Source organism: Ruegeria sp. BI7 (assembly GCF_056537925.1).
This window is the reverse complement of the sequence record NZ_JBQFSK010000011.1, coordinates 106090-130938: the sequence shown is the minus strand read 5'-3', so window position 1 is coordinate 130938 and position 24849 is coordinate 106090. Positions and strand designations below refer to the sequence as shown.

Below are 24849 nucleotides of genomic sequence, written 5' to 3'. Positions count from 1 at the left end.
GGCTGCCCGAGTTCGGCTGCACGTTGGCGAAGTCACACCCAAACAGCTGCTTGGCGCGGTCGATGGCCAGGTTTTCAGCGATATCAACGAATTGGCAGCCGCCATAATAGCGCCGCCCGGGATAGCCTTCGGCGTATTTGTTGGTCATCACCGAGCCCTGCGCCTCCATCACGGCGGCTGAGACGATGTTCTCGGACGCGATCAACTCGATCTCGTCGCGCTGGCGGCCCAGCTCAGATGTGATCGAACCAAAAAGCTCAGGGTCACGGTCGGATAGGGATTGGGTGAAAAAACCGGTATCACGAAGATTAGCGTTCATGGGGGCTCCACAGGGCTGGGTAAGAATCTTGCGGATTTCCTATCGGAAACGATTCATATGCAAAAGCTGTAAAGCGACGATTTGGCCCGCTACGGCGTCAAGTCTGGCCTATTGGGGAAAGGTATGTTTGTTTCGGAACCAAATGTACAACACCGGAAACCGGAAAAGATGACAAAGAGAATCGCCTTTCTCGCAAGCGACGTCAAAGTGGCGCAATCTGCACGGGAAAGCCTTGTGAAACGGTATGGCAATGCAGCGCCCCGAGATGCGGATGTAGTGGTCGCGTTGGGGGGCGATGGATTCATGTTGCACACACTGCACAACATGCAGCATCTGGACACGCCCGTTTATGGCATGAATCGCGGCACCATCGGGTTCTTGATGAATGAATTCCACAAGGACGATCTGTTGGACCGTTTGGCCGCGGCTGAAGAAGAGGTGATCAACCCGCTGGCGATGAAGGCGATGGATCAATCCGGCAAAATACACGAAGCGCTTGCGATCAACGAGGTATCGCTGCTGCGGGCTGGCCCGCAGGCCGCGCGGTTGAAGATCAGTGTCGATGGTCGGGTTCGGATGGATGAGTTGGTCTGCGATGGGGCGTTGCTGTCTACGCCCGCCGGATCAACGGCTTACAACTATTCGGCGCACGGGCCGATATTGCCTATTGGGTCGGATGTTCTGGCCTTGACGGCGATTGCCGCGTTCCGTCCACGCCGTTGGCGTGGGGCCCTGTTGCCCAAGATCGCGAAGGTTCGTTTCGACGTGCTGGACGCGGATAAACGTCCAGTCATGGCTGACGCGGATTCTGTTTCCTTTCCGGATATAGACTGGGTTGAGATTCGCTCGGAACCCACGATCCAACACCGTATTCTTTTCGATCCCGGGCACGGATTAGAAGAGCGTTTGATCTCGGAGCAGTTCACCTGATCTCTCAAAAGTGAACTTTTTCGAACTTGTGTGATCCAGTTCACAGGCGTTTGACTCACCCTTTGGTAATCTTAACTTGCCCGGAGAACACGCCAAGGTGGGAGTGAGTGGCCACCAGACGGCGTTTTCGAATGATTGCGCAGTTTTCGCGCCGGCGAGGGTAGGTGGTGCTACGCTCGTTGTCAGATTTCCGGGCTTATTTAAGCAAGCGGACCTCGGGTACAAGAACCCGGGGTCTATTTTTGTGATTGAGCGTATTCAAGCGCGTTCTTCCATATTTTGCCATAGCGGCAGGCACATATGACCCACGCGCGCTTCGATCGCGGCGGCGGCGTCAACTGCCATGTCCTCGCGCCACTGACGTGCAGCGATCTGGATATTGATCGGTTGCGGCCCTTGCGGCAATTCGGCCAGACGCGCGGGCACACTAGCGGCAGGAAGCCCCAGGAAGTTCATTGCGTAGGAATAGACCGCACAACCCAGAACCTCATGCACGCCTTCGGGCCCTTCGGTGTCCCGGTCAGGTTTGAAGAAGGGCTGCGGCAGGAAGGGTGACAGGACCAAAGGGTAATCCTGCATGAACAACGACCATTCCCGCGCATAGTGGCTGCGTTTTGCCATTACTTGCAGCAGTTCGGTGCCGAGAATGGGCGGAAACTCCTGAAAATAAACGTCAAAGATATCACGTATGGTTTCAGATCCGGCGGCCTCGATATCGCTTTTCAAAAGGGTCAGAACTTCGCCCATCAGCGCACGGTACCCGGTTCGGCCGCAGTCGAATACGTCCGGCGGCGAGACCTCTTCCACCTGATAGCCCGCGTCATTCAGCGCATCGCGCGCGGTGTCCAGGGCCCTGTCGACCTCGGGATGCAGCGCATAGCCAAAGGTGTCTTTGGTGAAGGCTACCTTGATAGGGCCATCCATCGGCGCACCGCGCCAAGGCATCGGGACGTGAAACGGATCACGCGGGTCTGCTGCAATCAGGCTTGGCATCGACAGGTGAAGGTCGGCAGCAGAGCGAGTGATCAGCCCTTGTACTGACATGGATTGCGCCAATAATCCGCGCTCGGTTTGTTGGCTTGGGTTCCAGGCAGGCACGCGGCCCAGGCCGGGCTTTACGGTAACTGCACCGTTGGCGGCGGCTGGAAACCGCAAGCTGCCGCCAATGTCGTTGCCATGCGCCAACGCCCCGATCCCGGCCATTACGGCAGCACCTGCCCCCCCTGACGAACCGCCGGGCGAGATGTGCCGACCCCAGGGGTTCTGCGTGCGCCCATGCAGCGGGTTGTCTGTGTCAGCGCGAAACGAGAACTCGGGCGTGTTGGTGCGCCCGATCACCACCGCCCCGGCGTTTTGCAGGTTACGGACAATCGGCGCATCATCAGGCGCAATCACGTCTTTCAAGGCCACAACGCCATTTGAGGTGGCATGGCCCTTTTGATCGACATTGATTTTTATTGTGACTGGCACCCCGTGTAGCGGACCGGTTTGTGCGCCCTGTGTCCGCTTCTGATCAAGGGCGCGTGCGCGCTCCAGCGCCTCGGCGCTCAAGTCCTCGACCACTGCGTTCAGGCCGGGGTTGGCCTGATGCATTCTGTCAACGGCGCTTTGCACCGCGTCCTCGGCGCTCAGATCGCCACTGCGGGTCAGGGCGGTCAGGTCGGTGGCGGTCAGACGCCAGATGTCTGTATGTGTCATGGGGCCTCACTGTCTTGAGCAGACAGTAGGGGCCTTGTGTCCGGTTGCAAGGGAAAGCCGTGCAGCGGGCGACCAAAGGCCGCCCGAGGCTTGGCTACTGCGCAAAGCCGATGGATTTCAAAGCCACGGTGATTTCGTCCAGAATGGCCGGATCATCGATAGTTGCGGGCATTTTGAATTCCTTGCTGTCGGCAATCGACACCATAGTCCCGCGCAGAATTTTTCCGGATCGGGTCTTGGGCAGGCGATCCACCACAACGGCTTGTTTGAACGCCGCCACCGGGCCGATCTTTTCGCGCACCAGCTTGACCACATCCTGCACCACCTCGCCGTGGTCGCGATCGCAACCCGCGTTGAGACACAAGAAGCCTACCGGCATCTGACCCTTGAGCTGATCTGAAACACCGATCACTGCGCATTCGGCGACGTCAGGGTGGGCGGCCAGAACCTCTTCCATCCCGCCAGTAGACAGGCGGTGACCCGCGACGTTGATCACGTCATCGGTACGCGCCATAATGTAGAGGTATCCTTCCTCATCAATCATGCCCGCATCGCCGGTTTCATAGTAGCCGGGGAATTGGTTGAGGTACGAGCTTTTGAACCGCTCTTTCGCATTCCACAGGGTTGGTAGTGTACCCGGGGGTAGCGGCAGCTTCACAGCAATCGCACCCAGTTCGCCGGGCTTCATCGGATGGCCACCTTCGTCCAGAATCTGCACGTCATAACCTGGCATCGGCTTGGCGGGAGACCCTAGCTTGACCGGCAATTCTTCGATCCCCAGCGGGTTTCCGGCAATAGTCCAGCCAGTTTCGGTTTGCCACCAGTGGTCGATCACCGGCACTTTCAGCGCGTCCTGTGCCCACTCGATCGTATCGGGGTCGGCGCGTTCACCGGCCAGAAACAAGGCGCGCAGGTTGGACAGGTCGTATTTCGCGATCAACTCACCCGAAGGATCCTCGCGCTTGACAGCGCGAATGGCGGTGGGGGCGGTGAAGAAGCTTTTGACTTTGTGTTCGGCAATCACCCGCCAAAAAGTGCCCGCGTCGGGGGTGCCGACAGGTTTGCCTTCGAATACAATCGTGGTGTTGCCATGGATCAGCGGGGCATAGCAGATATAGGAGTGCCCCACGACCCAACCCACATCCGACGCCGCCCAAAAGACGTCTCCGGGGTCGACGTCATAGATGTTCTTCATCGTCCAGTTCAGGGCCACCAAATGACCAGCGGTGGGGCGCACCACGCCCTTGGGTGCGCCGGTGGTGCCCGAGGTATATAGGATATAGGCCGGATCGTTGCCATCCACAGGCACACATTCCGCAGGTTCGACCCCGTATTGGAAGCCATGCCAGTTAAAGTCACGCCCCTCGATCAATTGCGCCACTTCCTGTTCACGCTGGAAAATCACGCAGAAATCGGGTTTGTGGCTGGCCATGTCGATGGCACCGTCCAGCAACGGTTTGTAGTGAACCACGCGGCCTGGCTCCATCCCGCAGGACGCGGCGATAATTGCTTTGGGCTTGGAATCGTCGATCCGCACCGCCAACTCGTTGCTGGCGAAGCCGCCGAACACCACTGAATGCACGGCCCCCAAACGGGCGCAGGCCAGCATCGCCTCAAGCGCTTCGGGGATCATCGGCATGTAGATGATGACCCGGTCGCCTTTTTCGATACCCTTAGCTCGCAGCGCCCCTGCCAAAGTGGCCACGCGGTTGCGCAGCTCGACATATGAAATCTCGCGCTTGGTGTGGGTAATCGGACTGTCATAGATGATGGCCGTTTGCTCGCCTCGGCCACTTTCGACATGGCGGTCTACTGCATTCCAGCAGGTGTTGACCTTGGCATCGCAGAACCATTCATAAAGCGGCGCGTTCTCGTCAAACAGAGCCTTGGTCGGAGGTTGAACCCAATCGATCCCTTTGGCGGCCTCCATCCAGAACCCTTCTGGGTCGTTCTTCCAGCTTTCATATACGTCCTGATAGGCCATGGCGCCCTCCTCCAACACAGCTTTTGGAATGTGTTAGGCATCCTTAGCAAACCGGGCAAGCCGTGCAGCAGATGGCGCGTCAGTTTATCGCAAAATATTTGCAACTTCGATCACATTGCTATGCAAATTTTTGCAAAATACGTGCTTTTGAGAGGTTTGTTGGCAGGCGTGTAACGGTTTTGCAAATGTGCAAACTCTACCATGCAAATCATGCGTTACGCAGGAATCAACTTGGCTGGCGTTTTGGCGGGGCATAGGGTCGTGTCCCTTGGGCCGTCTCTGGCAAGTACCTAGTATAAAAGACACGGCGACACAGCATCAAGCGACGCGATGGCATCTGCAACACTGGTCGCAATACCATAACGTTTCCTGTGCACCGCGTAGCAATGACAGGGCTCTTTTATACTGACCTCCGGTTCGACCGGGGGGCGAACTAGCCGTAATGCGTGACCGGAGTGCCGCCAATCGCGGCCATGTTCAGCAATCCACGCGCGGTGATGGACGGGGTCACGATATGTGCCTTGTTTCCCATGCCCATCAGGATCGGCCCAACCTCTAGCCCGTCGGCTTTCATCTTCAGAATATTGCGCACGCCACTGGCCGCATCCGCATGAGCAAAAATCAACACGTTTGCGGCACCCTCTAGACGTGAGTTCGGGAAGATTCGCTCGCGCAGTTCCGGATCCAAAGCAGTGTCCAGGTTCATCTCGCCCTCATAGATGAAATCGCGGGGTTCGCTGTCCAGGATCGCAATTGCATCGCGCAGTCGCCTGCCGGACCCTTCGGCCTGATTGCCGAATTGCGATTGTGAGCAGAAGGCGATCTTGGGCTCGATTCCGAAACGGCGCACATGGCGGGCCGCGCCTATTGTGGTCTCGGCCAGTTCTTCAGGGGTGGGCAGTTGCCGCACATGGGTGTCTGCGATGAATAGGGGGCCATCTTCCAGGATCATCAGCGACAGGGCGCCATGGGGGCGCAAGTCGCCATCGTTGAGAACCTGCTCCACGTAGTTCAAATGCCAGCGGAATTCGCCGAACGTGCCGCAGATCATGCTGTCGGCTTCGTCGCGATGCACCATGATGGCACCGATGGCCGTGTTGTTGGTGCGCATGATCGCCTTGGCCTGATCTGGGGTGACGCCGCGGCGTTGCATGATCTGGTGGTACGAGGACCAATAGTCGTAATAGCGCGGGTCGTCATGTGGGTTGACGATCTGAAAGTCTTGACCCGGACGTACCGCCAGCCCCAGCCGTTCACAACGGGTCTCGATCACTTCGGGGCGGCCAATCAGGATCGGGGTTTCGGTGGTTTCCTCAAGAATGGCCTGGGCCGCGCGCAGCACCCGCTCGTCCTCGCCCTCGGCAAAGACGATCCGGCGCGAGGCGACCGATGCGGCCTCAAAAACCGGGCGCATCAGCAGGGCGGATTTGAACACGGATTGGTTCAGGCGCTCTTTGTACGCCTCGAGATCGGCGATCGGGCGCTTGGCCACGCCACTTTCCATCGCAGCTTTGGCAACGGCCGAAGAGACCACACCAACAAGGCGGGGGTCAAAGGGCTTCGGGATCAGGTAATCCGGCCCGAATGTCAGCTGCTCGCCCTTATAAGCTGCTGCGGCTTCGGCGCTGGTGGTAGCGCGGGCCATTTCCGCGATACCCTCTACGCAGGCAATTTGCATCTCGTCATTGATCTCGGTCGCGCCTACATCCAAGGCGCCACGGAAGATGAAAGGGAAACACAGAACATTGTTTACCTGATTGGGAAAGTCGCTGCGCCCGGTGGCGATGATGGCATCCGGGGCCACCTCGCGCGCGGCTTGTGGCAAGATTTCCGGTGTCGGGTTCGCCAATGCGAAAATGATTGGGCGCTTGGCCATTTTTTCGACCATTTCCGGCTTAAGGACGTTAGGGCCGCTGAGGCCTAGGAACAGGTCGGCGTCACCGATCACGTCGTCCAGAGTGCGCAGGTCGGATTTCTGCGCGAATTGATCCTTATGCGGATTCATATCTTCGGCGCGGCCCTCATAGACCAGCCCATGAATGTCACACAGCCAGATGTTCTCGCGCTTTACGCCCAGTTTGACCAGCATGCTAAGGCACGCGATCCCTGCCGCTCCGCCGCCGGTCGAGACAACCTTGATGTCCTCGAATTTCTTCCCTGAAACGTGCAGTGCGTTTCTGGCAGCGGCGCCTACCACGATGGCGGTGCCGTGCTGATCGTCGTGAAAGACCGGAATGTTCATCCGCTCACGGCACAGCTTCTCGACGGTAAAGCAATCGGGTGCCTTGATGTCTTCCAGATTGATGGCGCCAAAGGTCGGTTCCAGTGCGCAAACGATATCGGCCAGCTTTTCAGGGTCGGGCTGATCGACCTCAATATCAAAACAGTCGATACCGGCGAATTTCTTGAACAGAACGGCCTTGCCTTCCATCACCGGCTTGGATGCCAGCGCGCCGATATTGCCCAACCCCAGAACCGCTGTCCCGTTTGAGACGACCGCCACCAGATTGCCGCGTGCCGTATAGTGTTCGGCCTCAGCCGCATCAGCCTTAATCTCAAGGCAGGCCTCGGCCACGCCAGGGGAATACGCGCGGGCCAGATCACGGCCGTTTGCCATGGGTTTTGTCGCCTTGATCTCCAACTTTCCGGGCTTTGGATAGGCATGGTAATCAAGCGCGGCCTGCCGCAGGCTAGGTGTGTCGGACATGGCGTCTCAGCTCCGTTTTCAAATTTGATTTAGCCTTAAACTATTTTTTTCTGCTTGGCTACGTTGTGCAACTTAATTCGGCAAACAAGGCCGTTTTGTCGCTGTGGTTGCTTTCCGTGGCAAAAGACTTAAACTCCCGCGACTTTCGAACACACCCCCTTCTGGACCGAGAATAACAGCATGCGCTCTAAAGAAAACGGCGAGGTTGATAAGACCCTATCGCTGAATACCGGCAAGTTTGGAACTGAACATTTTGCGTTTCGCGCAGCCCTTGTTCTGGCCATGTTGGTATTGTGTGCGATTTCAGTGTGGCCGATGCAGGCCGAGGCATTCAACCAGGAAGGCGGTCTGATCGAAACGGGTTCGGCCGCGGCATTGCTGGTGGCTGGTATCGCCGCATTGGTACGGTATCGCGGGATCAGCCGGTTATACATCGGCGTGGTTCTGCTGCTGTTGGCGGAACGAGAGCTTGAGGCTGATATTTATGCCGTAGACAGTGTTCCGTACTTCATTCTGCACGGGATGGATGTTCTTCTGGATATGACGATTGTGCGTGTAACCCTGGCGGTGATCGTGCTGGGCGGAGTCGTCTGGCATGGAGTGCCAAATGGGTGGCGGGCACTAAAAGAACGGGCGCCATTTCTGCTGGTGTTCTTTCTGGCGGGTATGTGTGCCGTCGTGGCGCAGGGTCTGGAAGAGGTCAGCAGCGCCTTGGGTGACCAGATGACGACCATCATGGCAACTCGCCTATTCGTGCTGGAAGAAACGCTGGAGATGTTCTTTTCGATTGGCATTTTGGCCGCCGTTCTGATCGGATGGCCAAAATCCAAACCCGATGGAACATCAGATGAGCAAATCCCAAACTCGGACATGCGCTGAAATCCGCCTGCCCACGCAGGAACTGCGCAACGACATCCCGTTTTATACAAAGGTTCTGGGGATGCGGATGGACATGATCTATCCCGCCGACGATCCGCGCACCGCCGTGTTTTCCGGCCACGGCCTGCGTGTGCGGATCGAAAAAGACGCGCCCGAGTCCCCCGGCACGTTGCGCATCCTGACAGACAACCCGGATGAATTTGCAGGTGGCCAGCGCAATCTGGTGGCCCCCAACGGCACACGGATTGAGATTGATGAGTTGAACCCGCCAATGGTCATGCCGGAAACGGTGCATTCTTTCGTGGTGCGCCGGCTCAAGGATCAGGCCCCGTGGATCATCGGGCGGGCCGGAATGCATTACCGTGATTTGGTGCCAGACCGGTTGGGCGGATCGATCATCGCCAGCCATATCCGCATTCCTGACGGCGGGCCGGTGCCGGACATGGTGCATTTTCACAAGGTCGGTTTTCAGCTGATTTTCTGCATCCACGGATGGGTGGATGTGGTTTATGAGGATCAAGGCGACAAGATGCGCCTGACCGCGGGCGATTGCTTTATCCAGCCGCCTGAAATTCGCCACCGCGTGCTTGAGGCCTCGGACAATGTGCAGGTGATCGAAATTGGTGTCCCCGCAGAACACGTCACCGAAATTGATCATGAAATGGACCTGCCCACGCCCCATTACCGCCCTGACCGGGAATGGCAGGGTCAACGGTTTGTCTTCAATCAGGCCGAAGGGGCCGAATGGGCCCCGTTCCGCCTGCCGGGTTATATCTGCCGCGACACCACGATTGCCGAGAACACCAAAGGCGTTGCGGGGGTGCAGGTCGTGCGCAAGGGGCAGGGTGATCCGGTTTGGGCTGCACACAACACCGATATCCATTTTACCTTTGTCATGGGGGGCGAGGTCACGCTGGAGGGCGAAGGTCGTAATCCCTATCGGCTAAAGCAGGGCGACGCCTTTGTCATCCCACCCGGCATGCGCACACGTCTGTCCGACCCGTCCGAGGATATTGAACTGCTTGAGGTCACCTTGCCCGGTACGTTCAACACAACGCTGGACTAAGAGGATTTTGGCCAAGGAATCTGCTGTCCGGGGCTTCAACTCCCCGGTCGGTTTCATTTAGGGTATGACTTTCTGACCAGATGATCAAAAATTGGGGAATCGCCATGACTTTGAAAGATGCAGCACTGTCTGTCCGGGAAAAAGCCTATGCGCCCTATTCCAATTTCAAGGTTGGCGCAGCGATCCGAGCAGCGTCGGGCAAGGTGTTTGCGGGCTGTAACGTCGAAAACGTGGCTTATCCCGAAGGCACCTGCGCCGAGGCTGGTGCCATCGCTGCTATGGTCGCGGCAGGCGAACAGGAATTGACCGAAGTCTACGTGGTTGCCTCCTCGCCGCAGCCGGTACCGCCTTGTGGGGGGTGCCGACAGAAACTGGCCGAGTTCGGCAATCGTGACGTCAAGGTGACCTTGGCCAGCGTCGATGGCGCCGAACTGGAAACCACCATCGGTGACCTTCTGCCGGGTGCATTTGACGCCTCGCACATGGCGGGTGTCTGAGGCTATGGACGCCCGTTCGATCATTGCCAAGTTGCGCCGCGAACAAGTGCCCAGCGCGGAGGAACTGACCTGGTTCGCGCAGGGCCTTGCCGACGGTGGTGTCAGCGACGCGCAGGCCGGGGCCTTTGCCATGGCCGTCTGCATGGGTGGGCTGGGCGCGCAGGGCCGCGCCGATCTGACAGTGGCGATGCGGGACAGCGGAGACGTTCTAAGCTGGGATTTCGATGGCCCGGTAATCGACAAACACTCGACCGGAGGGGTCGGCGACAGCGTCAGTTTGGTGCTGGCCCCAGCGCTGGCCGAATTGGGGGCTTTTGTCCCGATGATCTCAGGCCGTGGGTTGGGTCATACCGGCGGTACGCTGGACAAGCTTGAGGCCATTCCGGGCGTCAGTACCCAGATCGGGCAGGATCGTCTGACCCAGATCCTGCGCGATACCGGCGCGGCCATTGTCGGCGCGACCGGGCAGATCGCGCCTGCGGACAAACGGCTTTATGCGATCCGCGACGTAACGGCGACGGTGGAAAGCCTGGACCTGATCACCGCGTCGATCTTGTCCAAGAAACTGGCGGCGAGCCCCGAAGCTTTGGTGCTGGACGTCAAGGTGGGCAGCGGCGCGTTCATGAAAACGCTGGAAGACGCCCGCAAGCTGGCAAAGGCCCTGACGGAAACTGCAAATGCAGCAGGGTGCCGGACGTCGGCGGTGATTACGGACATGCACCAACCTTTGGCTCCGGCGCTGGGCAATGCGTTGGAGGTGGTCGAGGTGATGAATGTCCTGACCCACGACCATTACGCTCCATTGGCTGAAATTTCGGCGGAACTGGGCGGGGTTTTGCTGGCCGATGCCGGTATGTTCGCAACCGCCGATGAGGGGCGCGACAAGATCACTGGTGTGATCCGCGATGGCCGTGCGGCGGAACGGTTCGGCCGTATGATGGCCGCCGTGGGCGGGCCGCTACAGTTTGTAGACAACTGGTCACGCTACCTGCCCGAAGCAAGCGTGATCCTTGAAGTTCCGGCAACGGATGCGGGCTACATTGCGGCAATCGACGGTGAGGCGCTGGGCCTCGCCGTGGTCGCCTTGGGTGGTGGGCGGCAGGTCGAAGACGACGTCATCGACCCCGCGGTTGGTTTGTCGGGCATTGTTCGTCTGGGGGACAAGGTCGACAAAGGCACTCCCTTGGCCGTGGTCCACGCAGCCCGCGAAGACGCGGCACGACAGGCGGCCGACACGGTCCTGCGGGCCATCACGATAGGCAAAGACACAGCCATGACCCCAACGCTTGTGCATGAAAGGATCAGGCCGTGACCCGTGCCTTTCTGGTGGTGATGGACTCGGTGGGCATCGGCGGCGCGCCGGATGCGGACCGCTTTTTTAACGGAGAAACCCCCGATACCGGGGCCAACACGCTGGCCCATATAGCTCAGGCCTGCGCTGACGGACGGGCAGAAGACGGTCGCACAGGGCCATTGCACCTGCCCAATCTGGATGCGCTGGGCTTGGGGGCCGCGACACGCCTGGCCTCGGGCGCAGAGACACCCGGTTTGCACGCTGTACCAAAGGGCTTATGGGGCTGCGCACGTGAACATTCTCTGGGCAAGGATACGCCTTCGGGTCATTGGGAGCTGGCCGGGTTGCCGGTGCCGTGGGATTGGCACTATTTCCCGGATACAACGCCGTCATTCCCACCTGATTTAGCGCGTGCCGCCGCCGTGGCCGCCGGAACCGGCGGCATTCTAGGTGATTGTCATGCATCTGGCACGGCGATTATCGCCGAACTGGGGGCCGAGCATATGCGGACCGGTTGGCCGATCTGCTACACCTCGGCCGACAGCGTGTTTCAGATTGCGGCGCATGAGGAGAGCTTTGGCCTCGACCGTTTGCTGGAGATGTGCAAGGCGCTGGCACCCCGTCTGCACGAAATGAAAGTTGGGCGCGTTATCGCGCGACCCTTCGTCGGATCGCCAGAAGACGGGTTCACCCGCACCACTAACCGCAAGGATTTCGCCATCCTACCACCCGCGCCGGTTCTGACCAACTGGGCACAAGATGCCGGTCGGCGCGTGCATGCGGTGGGTAAGATAGGTGACATTTTCTCGATGCAGGGGATCGACACTTTACGTAAGGGCTCGGATGCCGAATTGATGGGGCATTTGTACGATCTGGTTGATGACGCCGAAGAGGGCAGCCTGACCTTCGCCAATTTCGTCGAGTTCGACAGCCTTTACGGCCACCGTCGCGACATCAGCGGCTATGCCCGCGCGCTTGAATGGTTCGACCGTGAGATTGGTGTGATCCTGCAAAAGCTGCGCCCCGGAGATCTGATGCTGCTGACCGCTGATCACGGTAATGATCCCAGTTGGATCGGCACGGACCACACGCGCGAACAAGTGCCTGTTCTGATCGCAGGGCAAGGTGCAGGCCAGATTGGTGCGATCAATTTCGCCGACGTCGCAGCCAGCATTGCGCACCACCTGAATATTCCGGCACAGGGGCCGGGGAAGAGTTTTCTATGACCGTCGCAGACCTACCAAAGATCGAGCTACACCTGCATCACGAAGGCGCGGCCCCGCCCGCCTTTATCCGCCAGTTGGCGCATGAAAAGCGCATTGACCTGAGCGGAATTTTCAAGCCGGACGGTAGCTATGACTTCCGCGATTTCGCCCATTTTCTCAGCGTCTATGAGGCCGCTTGCGAAGTATTGAAAACGCCCGAGGATTTCCGCCGTCTCACCCTCGCGATCCTCGAAGAAAGTGCGGCGAATGGTGTAGTGTATTCCGAAACCTTCCTAAGTCCTGATTTCTGCGGTGGCGGGGATTTGGATGCTTGGCGCGATTACCTGAGTGCTATTCAGGATGCGGCGGACGAGGCTGAGCGCAAGTTCGACATCACCTTGCGTGGCGTCGTCACCTGTGTCCGCCATTTTGGGCCGGAGCAGGCCAAGATCAGCGCCCATTGCGCTGCAGAAACCGCCGGAGATTGGATTACGGGTTTCGGCATGGGCGGTAATGAGTCTATTGGCACGCAGAGCGATTACAAATGGGCCTTTGATTGCGCGCGCGAGGCCGGGTTGCGCCTGACCACCCACGCCGGAGAGTTCGGCGGCCCCAAAAGCGTGCGCGATGCGATCCGCGATCTGGGGGTGGAACGGATCGGTCACGGTGTCCGTGCCATCGAAGACCCGGACCTGATCCGCGAGTTGGTCGACCGTGAGGTTACGCTCGAGGTTTGCCCAGGGTCAAATGTGGTTCTGGGCCTGTTTCCCAATTTCGACGTCCACCCGATTGCGAAACTGCGCGATGCAGGCGTCAAAGTCACCGTTTCCACCGATGACCCGCCGTTTTTCCATACCACCATGCGGCGCGAATATGAGATGCTGGGCAAAGCCTTCGGTTGGGAGGCCGAGGACTTTGCCGCCCTGAACGACACGGCCCTTGCGGCTGCCTTTTGCGATGATGACACCCGCGCGCGGGTCAAGAAAAGACTGGAGAGATCATGAGCGAACACCTGACCGTCGTTGACCACCCGCTGGTGCAGCACAAACTGACGCTCATGCGGGACAAGGGCACGTCCACTGCCGTGTTCCGCCAATTGCTGCGTGAGATCACATTGCTGCTGGCCTATGAGGTCACGCGCGAGCTGAAGCTGACTACCCGCCACATCGAAACCCCGATGGAGGAGATGGACGCCCCCATTCTGGCCGGCAAGAAACTGGCGCTGGTGTCGATCCTGCGCGCCGGGAACGGGATGCTGGACGGGGTGTTGGAATTGATACCCTCGGCCCGCGTTGGGTTTGTTGGTCTCTACCGGGATGAGGAAACGCTGAAACCGGTACAGTACTACTTCAAAGCCCCCGAAGGGCTGAAGGACCGTCTGGTCATCGCCGTTGACCCGATGCTGGCTACCGGCAACAGCTCGGCCGCAGCGATTGATTTGCTGAAAGAGGCCGGGGCCACCGATATCCGGTTCCTGTGCCTGCTGGCCGCACCCGAAGGCGTGGAGCGCATGAAAGAAGCCCACCCGGATGTCAAAATCGTCACCGCGGCATTGGATCGGGAATTGAATTCAAAAGGCTATATCATGCCTGGTCTCGGCGATGCGGGTGACCGGATGTTTGGCACCAAGTAAGCTATTCGCCGCAGATATTTTGCAGCCGGACCCAATCGCGGTCCGGCAGTACCTGTTGCAAGGGGCGGCCCGCCATCGGGTCGGCCTCGATCAGGCCCAGAACCGTCTCACCCGTGACATCCACGGCATAGGCGTATGGTGTCGACGGTAGCGCGGCCTGGGCGAACACTTCTAACAGATCATCCTCGGGCAGAGACGGGCGCGGTTCGGACAGAACCTGTTCGGTGTAAGCGTCGATATTCGCCGGCGTCAGCTCTCCGGTCGTCAACAAGCGGAAAGCTGTTGTGGCGCCGGTGCGGTCCAGCAGATCATCCAACGGGTCCTGCGCCTGCGTGCGGGTACGTTCGGCGATGACGTAGCCAGCTGCGACCGATGGGTCCTCGTGATCTTCGACCAGCGCCCGGTTCAGCAAAACGATCCCTCCCGGCAGACTAAGGCTTGTCTGCACGCCTGCGGGCAGAATGACGATTTTCCGAACGCCGGTGCGCGCGGCCAACTGATCAAGCGCTGCCTGCGCATCTTCGGACGTACAGGCCCGCCCCGAGACCCGCTCGATCCGCTGCAGGATGGTATTCCCGATATCCGCGCGTTTGATGTCAGGCACAACCGAGACGACATGGTTTTGCAGCGCAGCCGGCATCCACAGCAGCAACAGCGCGGCAACGGCGGCCACCACACCCGCAACACTGAGCCAACGCAACCGGCCGGGATGCGGTCGCGCCCGGTCGATGGCGCGCTGCAGGCGGTCGATGGCCTCGATCATCGTGGTCTCAGTTTCCTCCAGCTCCAGCGTTTCGTCCGGGTCACCGTCGGGGTTGAACAGGGCCGGAAAATCGCCGGGATTCTGGCGCACCAACGCGGCCAGGGACCAATGAGTCAGCGCCTGTTCGTTGAAGTCCGAGATCGTCAGCGTGGCCTCACCAATCGACACCACCACCTCGCGCCGCTGCACATCGGGCGAGGGACGCCACAGACCGGTCGCTTCGATCCGCTGGTACTGTTTAAGTGCTGTCTTCAAGGTGAGGAATGCTCGTACTTATTTTGTTTCAGCTTAGCATGGTAAAATCCAAAGGCGCAAACCTGTTGCGCGCCGATTTGTAATTGTGCTGTATATCGCGACGCGCGGCAGATCAGAGTGTCACGCACCACTTTGCTACTGGGGTGCAAAATGCAGGCAGATACTCAGACCTCACCGATATTGGCCTCGGTCCTGATGGTCAGCGCTATGGCGATCCTTGGGGTCATTGACAATGTGGTGATCCTGCTGGCCGATACGATCGGCCTGTGGCAGTTCCACTTGACCCGTGCCTTGCTGATGCTGCCACTGATTGTTGGCCTTTCGTTGCTGGGGATGGGCAGTTTGCGTCCGCGACGGCTGGGGCCTGTTATGTTACGCAGTTTATTGATCACAGTGGCCATGCTTTTCTATTTCGCCTCATTAGCGTTGATGCCGATTGCGCAGGCGTTGGCGGGGCTGTTCACATCACCAATCTTTGTGTTGTTGATCTCGGCATTCGCAATTGGGCAAAGGATCGGCCCATGGCGTATTTTGGCGGTTTTAATCGGGTTTTCAGGCACTCTATTTGTGCTGCAACTCAACCCTTATGAATTTGACGCCCGGACATTGCTGCCAATAGCCGGAGGGTTGTTCTATGCCCTCAGTTCCATCGTCACGCGCAAGTATTGCGCGCAGGAAAGCACGGTGGCGCTGTTGGCAGCCATGATCATCACGCTTGGGTTGGCGGGGGCAATTGGCTTGGCTGTGTTCTCGTTCGTGCCACATTCCTTCCCCGACGGGTTCGTGACGCGCGGTATGGTCTGGCAGATGCAACCCGCGTTGATCTGGGTCGTCATACAGGCGGTCGGCTCAACCATTGCAGTCTTCATGTTGATCAAATCCTATCAGATCGGTGAGACCTCTTATGTAGCTGTGTTCGAATATTCGGTGATGATTTTCGGCCCGCTATTCGCCTGGGTGGCACTGAGTCAGACGATTGGTGTCATGCAAATTTTGGGGATTGGCCTGATCGCGGCAGCGGGTGCGTTGCTGGGCTGGCGCTCAAAGCGCGCGGCCGCGCTGGGAGAGGCGGCGTGATCATCTCGCCTGGGCGCGGCTATGTGTTCGTTCATATTCCCAAAACCGGCGGCACGTCTTTGGCGCAGGCGCTGGAAGCACGGGCGATGAAGGATGACATCCTGATTGGGGATACGCCCAAAGCTGTGAGGCGCCGCAATCGGGCCAAGGCGCTGAAGGGCAGGGGAAGGTTATGGAAACACTCGACCCTGACCGATATTGACGGAGTTCTGTCGGTCCCTGAATTGCAGGCTCTGACCACTTTCACTATGGTGCGCAACCCGTGGGATCGGATCGTCAGCTATTTTCACTGGCTGCGCGTGCAAGGCTTTGACCACCCGGCGGTTTCGCTGGCAAAGGCTCTGACTTTTGACCAGTTTGTCTTGCACCCCGATACGACACAGTCATTCCGACGGAACCCGGCGCGGCACTATATGACCCGTGCGGATGGAGTCGAACAATGCCGGTTCTACATTCGGCTGGAATACTTCGATCAGGACGCGGCCCCATTGTTCGACCATTTGGGTTTTCACCTAAGCTTACCCAGGCTCAATCGATCCGAGCGATTGGAAGATTACCGCGAGTATTATTCGGATCAGACCGCCAATGCTGTGGCCGAAGCCTGTGCTGAAGACATCGCTAGATTCGGCTATGCATTTGATGCGATTGACCGCGCATAGTTTCCAATTCGAGCCCAATTTTATTAATTTTCGCGGTGTTGTTTGGGTGTAGGTCGTTTATCGACCCCGAAATGGCCCAAATCTGGCCGTAATATGTCAAAAATAAGTCATCCCACTTAATCCTGTGTTAATCATCGAACGTAGTTGTAGTGAGTAAAGAGTGGGTTCGGTTCTTGTTGAAAGTAGAGAGTGTCATTGATTTTGCAGAGCGTTCTGAGTACCAGGGCACCGCTGAACCGCAGGCCGCGTTGAACGCACGCCGGGGCGGTCTGGTACATGGAACCAAGGTTGCAACCAAAGGTGGATGGAAGCTGGTAGAAGAGCTTCAGGTTGGCGACCTCATTCGTACATTGGACAATGGTTTCAAGGCGATAAATCGCATTGCGACGGATTGCATTACGGTGCCGCCCGATGAAACCAATGCTGATAGCATGCCGGTGCGTATACCTTCACATGCGGCCTATAATGGTCGGCCGGTCTGGCTGATGCCGGAACAGGGCGTGGCGTTGGATAACACCAAGCTGGACCATGATCCGATCGCGCTGCCGGTCAGCCTGCCTGTTGTTTCGGCAAGGTTGCTGAGCGGCATGTTTCGCATCACTTCGAATGTGCCTGCGTCCTGTTTCGATATCAGCACCCTGTTCTTCGATCAGGATGAGGTGATCTATATCGAGGGCGGCTTCCGGGCCTTTTGCCCCTCGGGGCGTTTTGGATCACGTAATGTCCCTGGTAGGGCGTCATATAAGGTCGTCTCGGCCGAGGCCGCTGCGGATTTGATCTATCTGACCGGAAGACGCCGCGATATTGCCGTTCTGGCCAATTCACTGGGCTCGCTGCCTGCACCGATCTTTGATCACCCGATTGTACCGACCAGACCGGCCAGAGGCGCACGTCGTCCTGGGCGCCCGGGACGGCCCGTCATGATGATCTGACTGGGAAGCTGTATCTGAGACTGCAAAGTAACGCTGGCGCATGGGGGCATGCGCCAGCGTTTTTCTTTAGGCGGCTTTTGCTTCGGGGTTGAAGCGGCCGTAGAAGGATTGGCCTTTCTCAGCCATCTCACGCAGCAGCGGTGGGCAGGCGAAACGTTCGCCATAGGCCTGGGCCAACTGATCACAGCGCTCGGCCGCGTACGGCGTGCCGATGATGTCCAACCAGCTGAGCGGACCACCCGACCAAGGCGCAAAGCCCCAACCAAGGATCGCGCCCACGTCACCTTCGCGAATGTCTTCCAGAACACCTTCTTCCAGCGCGCGGACCGCTTCCAGAACCTGTGCGAACATCAGACGTTCCTGCACTTCGATCAGGTCAGGCTGGTCTTCCGCATGGGGATATTTCTCTTGCAGGCCTTTCCAGTATTCGACGCGCTTTCCCTTGTCGTCATAGTCGAAGAAGCCCGCATTTGCCTTGCGACCCAGACGACCCTGTTCTTCCATCCAGAAGATCAGATCGTCCGAGGGGCTTTCCGGGTAGGCATCGCCCATCGCCGCCTTGGTCGCGCGGGCAATCTTGGCCCCCAGATCGATCGAGGTCTCATCGGTCAGCTGGATTGGCCCCACCGGGAAGCCCAACTGACGTGCGGCATTGTCGATCAGCACAGGGTTTACACCCTCAGCGATCATCCGAACCCCTTCGTTGATGTAAGGAATGATGCACCGGTTGGCATAGAAGAAGCGCGCATCATTGACCACGATCGGCGTCTTCTTGATCTGACGTACATAATCCAGCGCCTTGGCCACCGCGCGATCCCCGGTTTCCTTGCCCTTGATGATTTCGACCAGGAACATCTTCTCGACCGGTGAGAAGAAGTGGATACCGATGAACTGTTCAGGCCGCGAGGATGCTTTGGCCAGATCGGTGATCGGCAGAGTCGAGGTGTTCGAGGCAAAGATACAATCCTCGGGGATGATCGCCTCGACCTTCTGGGTCATCTCGGCCTTCACGCCCGGGTCTTCGAAGACAGCTTCGATGATAAGATCGCAGCCCTTCAGGTGATCAAGATCCGGGGTCGCGGTGATGCGATCCAGCATGGCCTCTTTCTTTTCAGCCGTGACCTTGCCGCGCTTCATACCCTTGTCCAGATAGCCCTCCGTATAGGCCTTGCCCTTTTCAGCAGCTTCCTGATCGCGGTCGACCAGAACCACTTCCATACCTGCTTGAGCGCTGACCAGTGCGATACCAGCCCCCATCATACCAGCGCCCAGAACACCGACCTTATTCACGCGCTGATCGGGCACATCCTTGGGACGCACCGCGCCTTTCTCCAGTGCCTCTTTGTTCAGGAACAGCGACCGGATCATTGCCGACGATGACGGGTTCATCAGGATCGAAGTGAACCACCGCGCCTCGATCCGCAGGGCGGTGTCGAAATCGACCAGTGCACCTTCGTAGATCGAACTCAGCAATGCTTTGGCTGCCGGGAAAGCACCCTGAGTCTTGCCGTTCACCATGGCGTTGGCACCGACGAATGTCATGAACCCGGCAGGGTGATAGGGCGCACCACCGGGCATTTTGTAGCCCTTGGCATCCCAAGGCTTGACCAGATCGGCGTCCTTGGCGTTCAGAACCCACTCTTTCGCCGCAGCAACCGGGTCGTCCGACACAGCGTCGATCAGCTGCGCGCCTTTGGCCTTGGCCGGGTCCATCATCTTGCCTTCCAGCAGGACCGGGGCCGCTGCCATCGCGCCAACCATACGGCTGAAACGCATGGTGCCGCCGCCACCGGGGAAGATGCCAAGCATGATTTCCGGCAGACCAATCTTGGCCTTGGGGTTCGAGGTCATGACGCGGTGGTGACAGGCCAGCGCGATCTCGGTCCCGATACCGGCGCAGGTGCCGTTGATGGCACAGGCGATCGGCTTGCCGCCCTTCTTGGTCTTGGGGTCCATGCCCGCCAATTCCATCTTGCGCAGGATGTGGTGGCCGCCCATGACGAAGTCGAACAACGCTTGCGCTGGTTCCTCGCCCGCTTCCTGACGGATGGTGGCCAGCGTGTTCAGGTCCATACCGCCCGCGAATGAGCCTTCTTTGCCCGAGGTGATGACGATACCTTTGATCTCGTCATCGTTCAGGGCCTGATCGATCAGTTGGCTGACCTCCTGAAAGGCCTCGCGCGTCAGCACGTTCATGGATTTGCCCTGGGCATCCCAGGTAACAAAGGCGACGCCGTCCGCGTCTTTGCTCAGAGTGAAATCAGTCATTGTCATCTCCAATCTGGTCAGCCGTCAGCGGGCTGCCATCCTTGCGGGTGAAGGCGAATCCGTTCTCGTCATCCTTCACCATCATGTCTATGTCGCTGTAATAGCCGGTCTCGGTCGGGGTCCGTGTGCCCACGACCAGAAAGGTCATGGGCGCATCGGTTTTGTTCACAAGGTGGTGGCCATTGGCCTCACCTGCAGGCCAAGCGGCGCAATCGCCTGGCTGCAAGTCATGCTCGCCATCGTCGTCGATCAGTGTGCAACTGCCACTGAGGATGATGGCAAACTCGTCCTGCTCCATATGGTAATGGCGCAGTGAGGACATGCCCTGCGGTTCCAGCCGCACTATGTTAACGCCGTATTGGGTCAGCCCGCCCGCATCGCCCACACGCTGCACAAAACGACCGGCGGTCGCCTGCGCCAGTTTGCCGGGATAAGACGAGCCCCCCTTGAACGGGATCTGTGAGAGGTCCAGCTTGGGCATTAGACCCGCTCGATAATGGTTGCCGCACCCATGCCGGATGCAATGCAGAGCGTGGCCAGACCGGTTTCTTTGTCCTGACGCTCCAACTCATCCAGCAACGTGCCGATGATCATTGCACCGGTCGCGCCCAGCGGGTGACCCATCGCGATTGAGCCGCCGTTTGGATTAACCAGAGCAGGGTCAACGTCAAATGCCTGCTGGAACCTCAACACGACCGAAGCGAAGGCTTCGTTCACTTCGAACAGGTCCAGATCGCTAATCTGCATGCCATTGTCGGCCAAAATCTTCTCGGTCACCGGAACCGGGCCGGTCAGCATGATGGTCGGATCGGTACCGATCTTGGCAGTTGCCTTAATGCGGGCACGCGGCTTGAGGCCGTATTTCTCACCAAACTCCTTGTTGCCGATCAGTACGGCGGCAGCACCATCCACGATGCCCGAGCTGTTGCCCGCGTGGTGGATATGATTGATCCGCTCAAGATGCGGGTATTTGATCATCGCGACCTTGTCGAAGCCCGGCATCTGCTCACCCATCATCGCGAACGAGGGGTTCAGCGCGCCAAGGCTTTGCATGTCCGTGCCGGGGCGCATGTATTCATCGCGGTCCAGAATGGTCAGGCCGTTCTGATCCTTGATCGTGATAACCGATTTCTCGAACCGATTGTCTTCCCAAGCGGCCGCAGCGCGTTTCTGCGATTCAACGGCCAGCGCATCGGCATCGTCGCGGCTGAACCCATATTCAGTTGCGATAATATCGGCCGATATGCCTTGCGGCACAAAATAGGTATCCATCGCCAACGTTGGATCAACGGCAATCGCGGCACCATCGCTGCCCATTGCCACACGGCCCATCATTTCTACGCCGCCTGCGATATAGGCTTGGCCGGCGCCGCCTTTGACCTGGTTTGCCGCCAAATTTACGGCTTCCATCCCCGAGGCACAGAAACGGTTGATCGCCAAGCCGGGAATCGATTGATCCAGATCGGAGGCCAGCACGGCGGATCGCGCTAAACAGCCGCCCTGTTCCATCACCTGCGTGACGTTGCCCCAGATCACGTCCTCGACGGCGTGACCTTCCAGGTTGTTACGCTCTTTCATCGCGTTCAGGGTCAGGGCGGACAGGCGCACCGAGGTAACCTCGTGCAGGCTGCCATCCTTGCGGCCCTTGCCGCGCGGGGTGCGCAGGGCATCATAGATATAAGCTTCGGTCATGGGTCTTCTCCTTAAGCTCGATCCGACGGGTTGCCGGGCATCAGGTCATAGGGGTGTTTCCAACCGGGCTGCTCGCTAAGGCGCGTCAGCCAGGCATCGATATGGGGCCAGTCGGCGCGGTCAAAGCCGAATGGTTCGGGGTAATAGAGATAGCCGCAACAGCTGATATCGGCGTTGGTCACGCCATCACCGACGATCCAGTCACGGCCGTCCAAATGGTCGTTCAGGATTTGATAGGCCGCTTTCAACCGCCCTTGGTTAAAGGCGATGACATCCGGGTTGCGGTGCTGTTCAGGCAAGAAGTTGATCAGAAAGCGGGTCAGCCCGGCCATCGAACTGAGCTTGTGATTGTCCCACAGAACCCAACGGAAAATCTCGTAATTCTCGTCGCGATCCTTGCCGCCGAACTTGCCAGACTTCTCGGTCACATAGGCCTGAATGGCACCGGATTGCGTAGTGCGGAAATCGCCATCGATCAGAACGGGTGCTTCGCCCATCTCGTTGACGTCGGCACGGTATTCGGATGTGCGGGTCTGGCCGTTGAAGAAATCGACAAAGACAGGCTCCCAGTCCAATCCCGACATCTCAAGCGCCAGCGCGGCCTTGTAGGAATTTCCGCTTTCGCCGAAACAGTGCAGTTTGATAGTCATGCGATCACCCCTCCCGTGGTGTGCGTGGTCAGGTCGGATTCGAGTATTTTTGAAAAGATGAAGACTTCGCGTTCACTATTTACCAACCTTGTTCCTTTGATATGGCCGAGCGGTACAGGCTGGAGAGCCGATGACCGTAAAAGGTGAAGTCGTCCCTGTCCTGATGGTGAGTGCGCCCGGTGGCAGGGACGCATCACATTTTCATCTTTTCAAAAATACTCCCGCCGGAGGCGCCCAGCCTTGAGTTGAGCGCGAGCAAATATCTGTTGCGCCTTGATCATCGCTTGCGCGCCTCAAGCTCAGAATTGAATTCGCGCAGCCTTCGGGTCAGCTTGTCCTCATTGATAACGCTGTTGAAATTCTCGAACAGAAAGGATAGCGCCTCCCCTTCGTCCAACCCGGCCTCGCGCGCAAAGCCGCGCAGTTTGCGATAGCTGTCCTCGGTCATTGCGACCGGAAAGCGGCGGGTCAGGCGAAAACGTTTCGGCATTGTCTCTCTTTCGAAAGTCCGGCCTCGGGGTAGGACTCCAAGGCCGGGTTGTGTTCAGAAGTTAGCGGCCTCCAGCGCCATGACCGTTTCCGCGCCGGTCTGGATGCGCGCCAGATGCATGCCCGTGGCGGGCAGGCGGCGCGCCATGTAAAAACGACCGGTGTTAAGCTTGGTCTCGTAGAACTCTTTGTCCGACGCGCCACCATCCAGCGCGTCCTGCGCCGCTTTGGCCATCTGCGCCCACATCAGGCCCAGGCAGACATGGCCGAACATGTGCATGAAGTCGTACGAACCGGACAGAGCATTGTTGGGGTTTTTCATCCCTTCCTGCATGAAATACATGCCAGCCGCTTGCAGATCCTTGGACGCGGCCTTCAGCGGTTCGATGAACGCCTTATCATAAGCCTCATCCTTGCCGCCGTTTTCCTTGCAGAAGGTTTTCACCATCTCGAAAAACGCCATGACGTGCTTGCCGCTATCCTGTGCCAGCTTGCGGCCTACGAGGTCCAGCGCCTGAACGCCATTGGCACCTTCGTAGATCATCGCGATGCGGGCGTCGCGGGTGTATTGCGACATGCCCCATTCTTCGATGTATCCGTGGCCGCCATAGACCTGCTGCGCCTGAACGGTCATGTCGTAGCCTTCATCCGTCAAAAAGCCCTTGATAACCGGCGTCAGCAGCGAGATCAGACCGTCCGCGTCCTTGTCATCCGACCGGTGCGCCTTGTCGATCATCGTCGCGCCCCACAGGATGAAAGCGCGGGCCCCTTCGGTGAAGCTTTTCTGATCCATCAGATTGCGGCGAATATCGGGATGAACGATCAACGGATCGGCGGGACCGTCCGGGTTCTTCACCCCAGTCACATCGCGACCCTGCAAGCGGTCCTTGGCGTATTCCAAGGCGTTCTGGAACGCAGCCTCGGCCTGAGACAGACCCTGCATGCCGACACCCAAACGCGCCTCGTTCATCATGGTGAACATGGCGCGCATGCCCTTGTGTTCTTCGCCCAGCAACCAGCCGGTGGCCTCGTCATAGTTCATGACGCAGGTCGAGTTGCCGTGGATGCCCATCTTCTCTTCGATCTTGCCGACCGAGACGCCGTTGCGCTCACCCAGTGACCCGTCTTCGTTCACGATGAACTTGGGCACGATGAACAGCGACACGCCCTTGATACCCTCGGGACCGCCGGGAATCTTGGCCAGCACCAGATGGATGATGTTGTCGGCCATGTCGTGATCGCCGGCCGAAATAAAGATTTTCTGGCCGGAAATCTTATAGCTGCCGTCACTCTGCGGTTCCGCTTTGGTACGCATCAGGCCCAGATCGGTGCCGCAATGCGGTTCGGTCAGGTTCATGGTGCCGGTCCATTCGCAGCTGACCATGTTGGGCAGGTACTTGTTCTTCTGCTCGTCCGAACCATGCGCCAGAATGGCCGAGGCCGCGCCATGGGTCAGGCCCTGATACATCGTAAAGGCCTGGTTCGCGCCCGAGAACATCTCGCCCACAGCCGTGCCGATGACGTAGGGCATGTTCTGACCGCCATACTCTTCGGGCATGTCGAGGCCGGTCCAGCCGCCTTCTTTCATCTGCTCGAACGCGTCCTTGAAGCCTGTGGGCGTGTACACGATGCCATTTTCCAACCGGCACCCTTCGGTGTCACCCACCACATTCAGGGGATGTAAAACATTGGCCGCGACCTTGCCGGCCTCTTCCAGAACGGCACCGGTAAATTCGGATTCCAGTTCACTGTACCCCGGAATATCCGAGTCTGAGATTTTCAGAACATCGTGCAGAATGAACTGAGTGTCTTTTGTAGGCGCGTTATAGACGGGCATTTGAAGCTCCCTTAA

21 protein-coding genes and 1 pseudogene are annotated in these 24849 nt (G+C 58.5%); 11 read left to right on the top strand and 11 right to left on the bottom strand.

The window, feature by feature from the left end; all coding sequences use genetic code 11:
- Positions 1-319: pseudogene (glyA, locus tag ACR0JB_RS19355) on the bottom strand (serine hydroxymethyltransferase); the annotation flags it as partial.
- A 168-nt stretch (positions 320-487) separates the two neighbouring features.
- On the opposite strand from glyA, the gene ACR0JB_RS19350 reads away from it, so the two are divergent.
- Positions 488-1249 (top strand): NAD kinase, encoded by a 762-nt coding sequence (locus tag ACR0JB_RS19350; RefSeq protein ID WP_254428452.1) that lies wholly within the window; start codon positions 488-490, stop codon positions 1247-1249.
- A gap of 258 nt (positions 1250-1507) precedes the next feature.
- On the opposite strand, the gene ACR0JB_RS19345 is transcribed toward ACR0JB_RS19350, so the two are convergent.
- The 3 genes from ACR0JB_RS19345 to ACR0JB_RS19335 all read right to left on the bottom strand — a co-directional run bounded on the left by ACR0JB_RS19345 (position 1508) and on the right by ACR0JB_RS19335 (position 7638).
- Positions 1508-2947, bottom strand: coding sequence for an amidase family protein (locus tag ACR0JB_RS19345; protein WP_170396466.1), 1440 nt, complete (start codon positions 2945-2947; stop codon positions 1508-1510).
- 94 nt (positions 2948-3041) lie between these two features.
- Positions 3042-4931, bottom strand: a complete 1890-nt coding sequence (prpE, locus tag ACR0JB_RS19340; protein ID WP_170396464.1) for a propionate-CoA ligase PrpE — start codon at positions 4929-4931, stop codon at positions 3042-3044.
- A 433-nt stretch (positions 4932-5364) separates the two neighbouring features.
- Positions 5365-7638 carry an NADP-dependent malic enzyme gene (locus tag ACR0JB_RS19335; RefSeq protein ID WP_170349321.1) on the bottom strand — a complete coding sequence of 758 codons (2274 nt, stop codon included), beginning with the start codon at positions 7636-7638 and terminating at the stop codon, positions 5365-5367.
- A gap of 180 nt (positions 7639-7818) precedes the next feature.
- Between ACR0JB_RS19335 and ACR0JB_RS19330 the strand changes: the two genes are divergently transcribed.
- The 7 genes from ACR0JB_RS19330 to upp all read left to right on the top strand — a co-directional run bounded on the left by ACR0JB_RS19330 (position 7819) and on the right by upp (position 14212).
- Positions 7819-8517, top strand: a complete 699-nt coding sequence (locus tag ACR0JB_RS19330) for a hypothetical protein (RefSeq protein WP_170396462.1) — start codon at positions 7819-7821, stop codon at positions 8515-8517.
- Positions 8486-9583 carry a cupin domain-containing protein gene (locus tag ACR0JB_RS19325; protein WP_170396460.1) on the top strand — a complete coding sequence of 366 codons (1098 nt, stop codon included), beginning with the start codon at positions 8486-8488 and terminating at the stop codon, positions 9581-9583. The genes ACR0JB_RS19330 and ACR0JB_RS19325 overlap by 32 nt, the downstream gene beginning before the upstream one ends.
- A 104-nt stretch (positions 9584-9687) precedes the next feature.
- A complete protein-coding gene (locus ACR0JB_RS19320) occupies positions 9688-10080 on the top strand; it encodes a cytidine deaminase (protein WP_170396458.1) in 393 nt (130 codons plus the stop codon).
- A 4-nt stretch (positions 10081-10084) separates the two neighbouring features.
- Positions 10085-11392 (top strand): thymidine phosphorylase, encoded by a 1308-nt coding sequence (locus tag ACR0JB_RS19315; RefSeq protein ID WP_170396456.1) that lies wholly within the window; start codon positions 10085-10087, stop codon positions 11390-11392.
- Positions 11389-12600, top strand: coding sequence for a phosphopentomutase (locus tag ACR0JB_RS19310; protein WP_480790206.1), 1212 nt, complete (start codon positions 11389-11391; stop codon positions 12598-12600). Before ACR0JB_RS19315 ends, ACR0JB_RS19310 begins: the two co-directional genes overlap by 4 nt.
- Positions 12597-13583, top strand: coding sequence for an adenosine deaminase (locus ACR0JB_RS19305; RefSeq protein WP_480790205.1), 987 nt, complete (start codon positions 12597-12599; stop codon positions 13581-13583). Before ACR0JB_RS19310 ends, ACR0JB_RS19305 begins: the two co-directional genes overlap by 4 nt.
- Positions 13580-14212, top strand: a complete 633-nt coding sequence (gene upp / locus ACR0JB_RS19300; protein WP_170349314.1) for a uracil phosphoribosyltransferase — start codon at positions 13580-13582, stop codon at positions 14210-14212. The genes ACR0JB_RS19305 and upp overlap by 4 nt, the downstream gene beginning before the upstream one ends.
- Position 14213: 1 nt before the next feature.
- On the opposite strand, the gene ACR0JB_RS19295 is transcribed toward upp, so the two are convergent.
- On the bottom strand, positions 14214-15230 hold the full coding sequence (locus ACR0JB_RS19295) for a hypothetical protein (protein WP_170396449.1): 1017 nt from the start codon (positions 15228-15230) through the stop codon (positions 14214-14216).
- Positions 15231-15380: 150 nt separating this feature from the next.
- On the opposite strand from ACR0JB_RS19295, the gene ACR0JB_RS19290 reads away from it, so the two are divergent.
- The 3 genes from ACR0JB_RS19290 (at position 15381) to ACR0JB_RS19280 (ending at position 17898) form a co-directional block, all read left to right on the top strand.
- The gene (locus ACR0JB_RS19290) at positions 15381-16307 is read left to right on the top strand and encodes a DMT family transporter (protein ID WP_170505375.1); all 927 of its coding nucleotides are present in this window, start codon (positions 15381-15383) and stop codon (positions 16305-16307) included.
- Entirely contained in the window at positions 16304-16966 is a 663-nt protein-coding gene (locus tag ACR0JB_RS19285) for a sulfotransferase family 2 domain-containing protein (RefSeq protein WP_170396445.1), read from the top strand. The genes ACR0JB_RS19290 and ACR0JB_RS19285 overlap by 4 nt, the downstream gene beginning before the upstream one ends.
- Positions 16967-17115: 149 nt before the next feature.
- Positions 17116-17898: a Hint domain-containing protein gene (locus ACR0JB_RS19280; RefSeq protein ID WP_367647914.1), complete on the top strand. Its 783-nt coding sequence runs from the start codon at positions 17116-17118 to the stop codon at positions 17896-17898.
- Positions 17899-17964: 66 nt separating this feature from the next.
- On the opposite strand, the gene ACR0JB_RS19275 is transcribed toward ACR0JB_RS19280, so the two are convergent.
- The 6 genes from ACR0JB_RS19275 to ACR0JB_RS19250 form a co-directional block, all read right to left on the bottom strand.
- Positions 17965-20166 carry a 3-hydroxyacyl-CoA dehydrogenase NAD-binding domain-containing protein gene (locus ACR0JB_RS19275; RefSeq protein WP_480790204.1) on the bottom strand — a complete coding sequence of 734 codons (2202 nt, stop codon included), beginning with the start codon at positions 20164-20166 and terminating at the stop codon, positions 17965-17967.
- Positions 20159-20647: a cupin domain-containing protein gene (locus ACR0JB_RS19270; protein WP_480647185.1), complete on the bottom strand. Its 489-nt coding sequence runs from the start codon at positions 20645-20647 to the stop codon at positions 20159-20161. The genes ACR0JB_RS19275 and ACR0JB_RS19270 overlap by 8 nt, the downstream gene beginning before the upstream one ends.
- Positions 20647-21858 (bottom strand): acetyl-CoA C-acetyltransferase, encoded by a 1212-nt coding sequence (locus ACR0JB_RS19265; RefSeq protein ID WP_170549710.1) that lies wholly within the window; start codon positions 21856-21858, stop codon positions 20647-20649. Before ACR0JB_RS19265 ends, ACR0JB_RS19270 begins: the two co-directional genes overlap by 1 nt.
- A gap of 11 nt (positions 21859-21869) precedes the next feature.
- Positions 21870-22508: a glutathione S-transferase family protein gene (locus ACR0JB_RS19260; RefSeq protein WP_170349303.1), complete on the bottom strand. Its 639-nt coding sequence runs from the start codon at positions 22506-22508 to the stop codon at positions 21870-21872.
- 277 nt (positions 22509-22785) lie between these two features.
- Positions 22786-22998, bottom strand: a complete 213-nt coding sequence (locus tag ACR0JB_RS19255; protein ID WP_170349301.1) for a hypothetical protein — start codon at positions 22996-22998, stop codon at positions 22786-22788.
- A gap of 54 nt (positions 22999-23052) precedes the next feature.
- Positions 23053-24834: an acyl-CoA dehydrogenase C-terminal domain-containing protein gene (locus ACR0JB_RS19250; protein WP_170396437.1), complete on the bottom strand. Its 1782-nt coding sequence runs from the start codon at positions 24832-24834 to the stop codon at positions 23053-23055.
- Positions 24835-24849 lie beyond the last annotated feature (15 nt).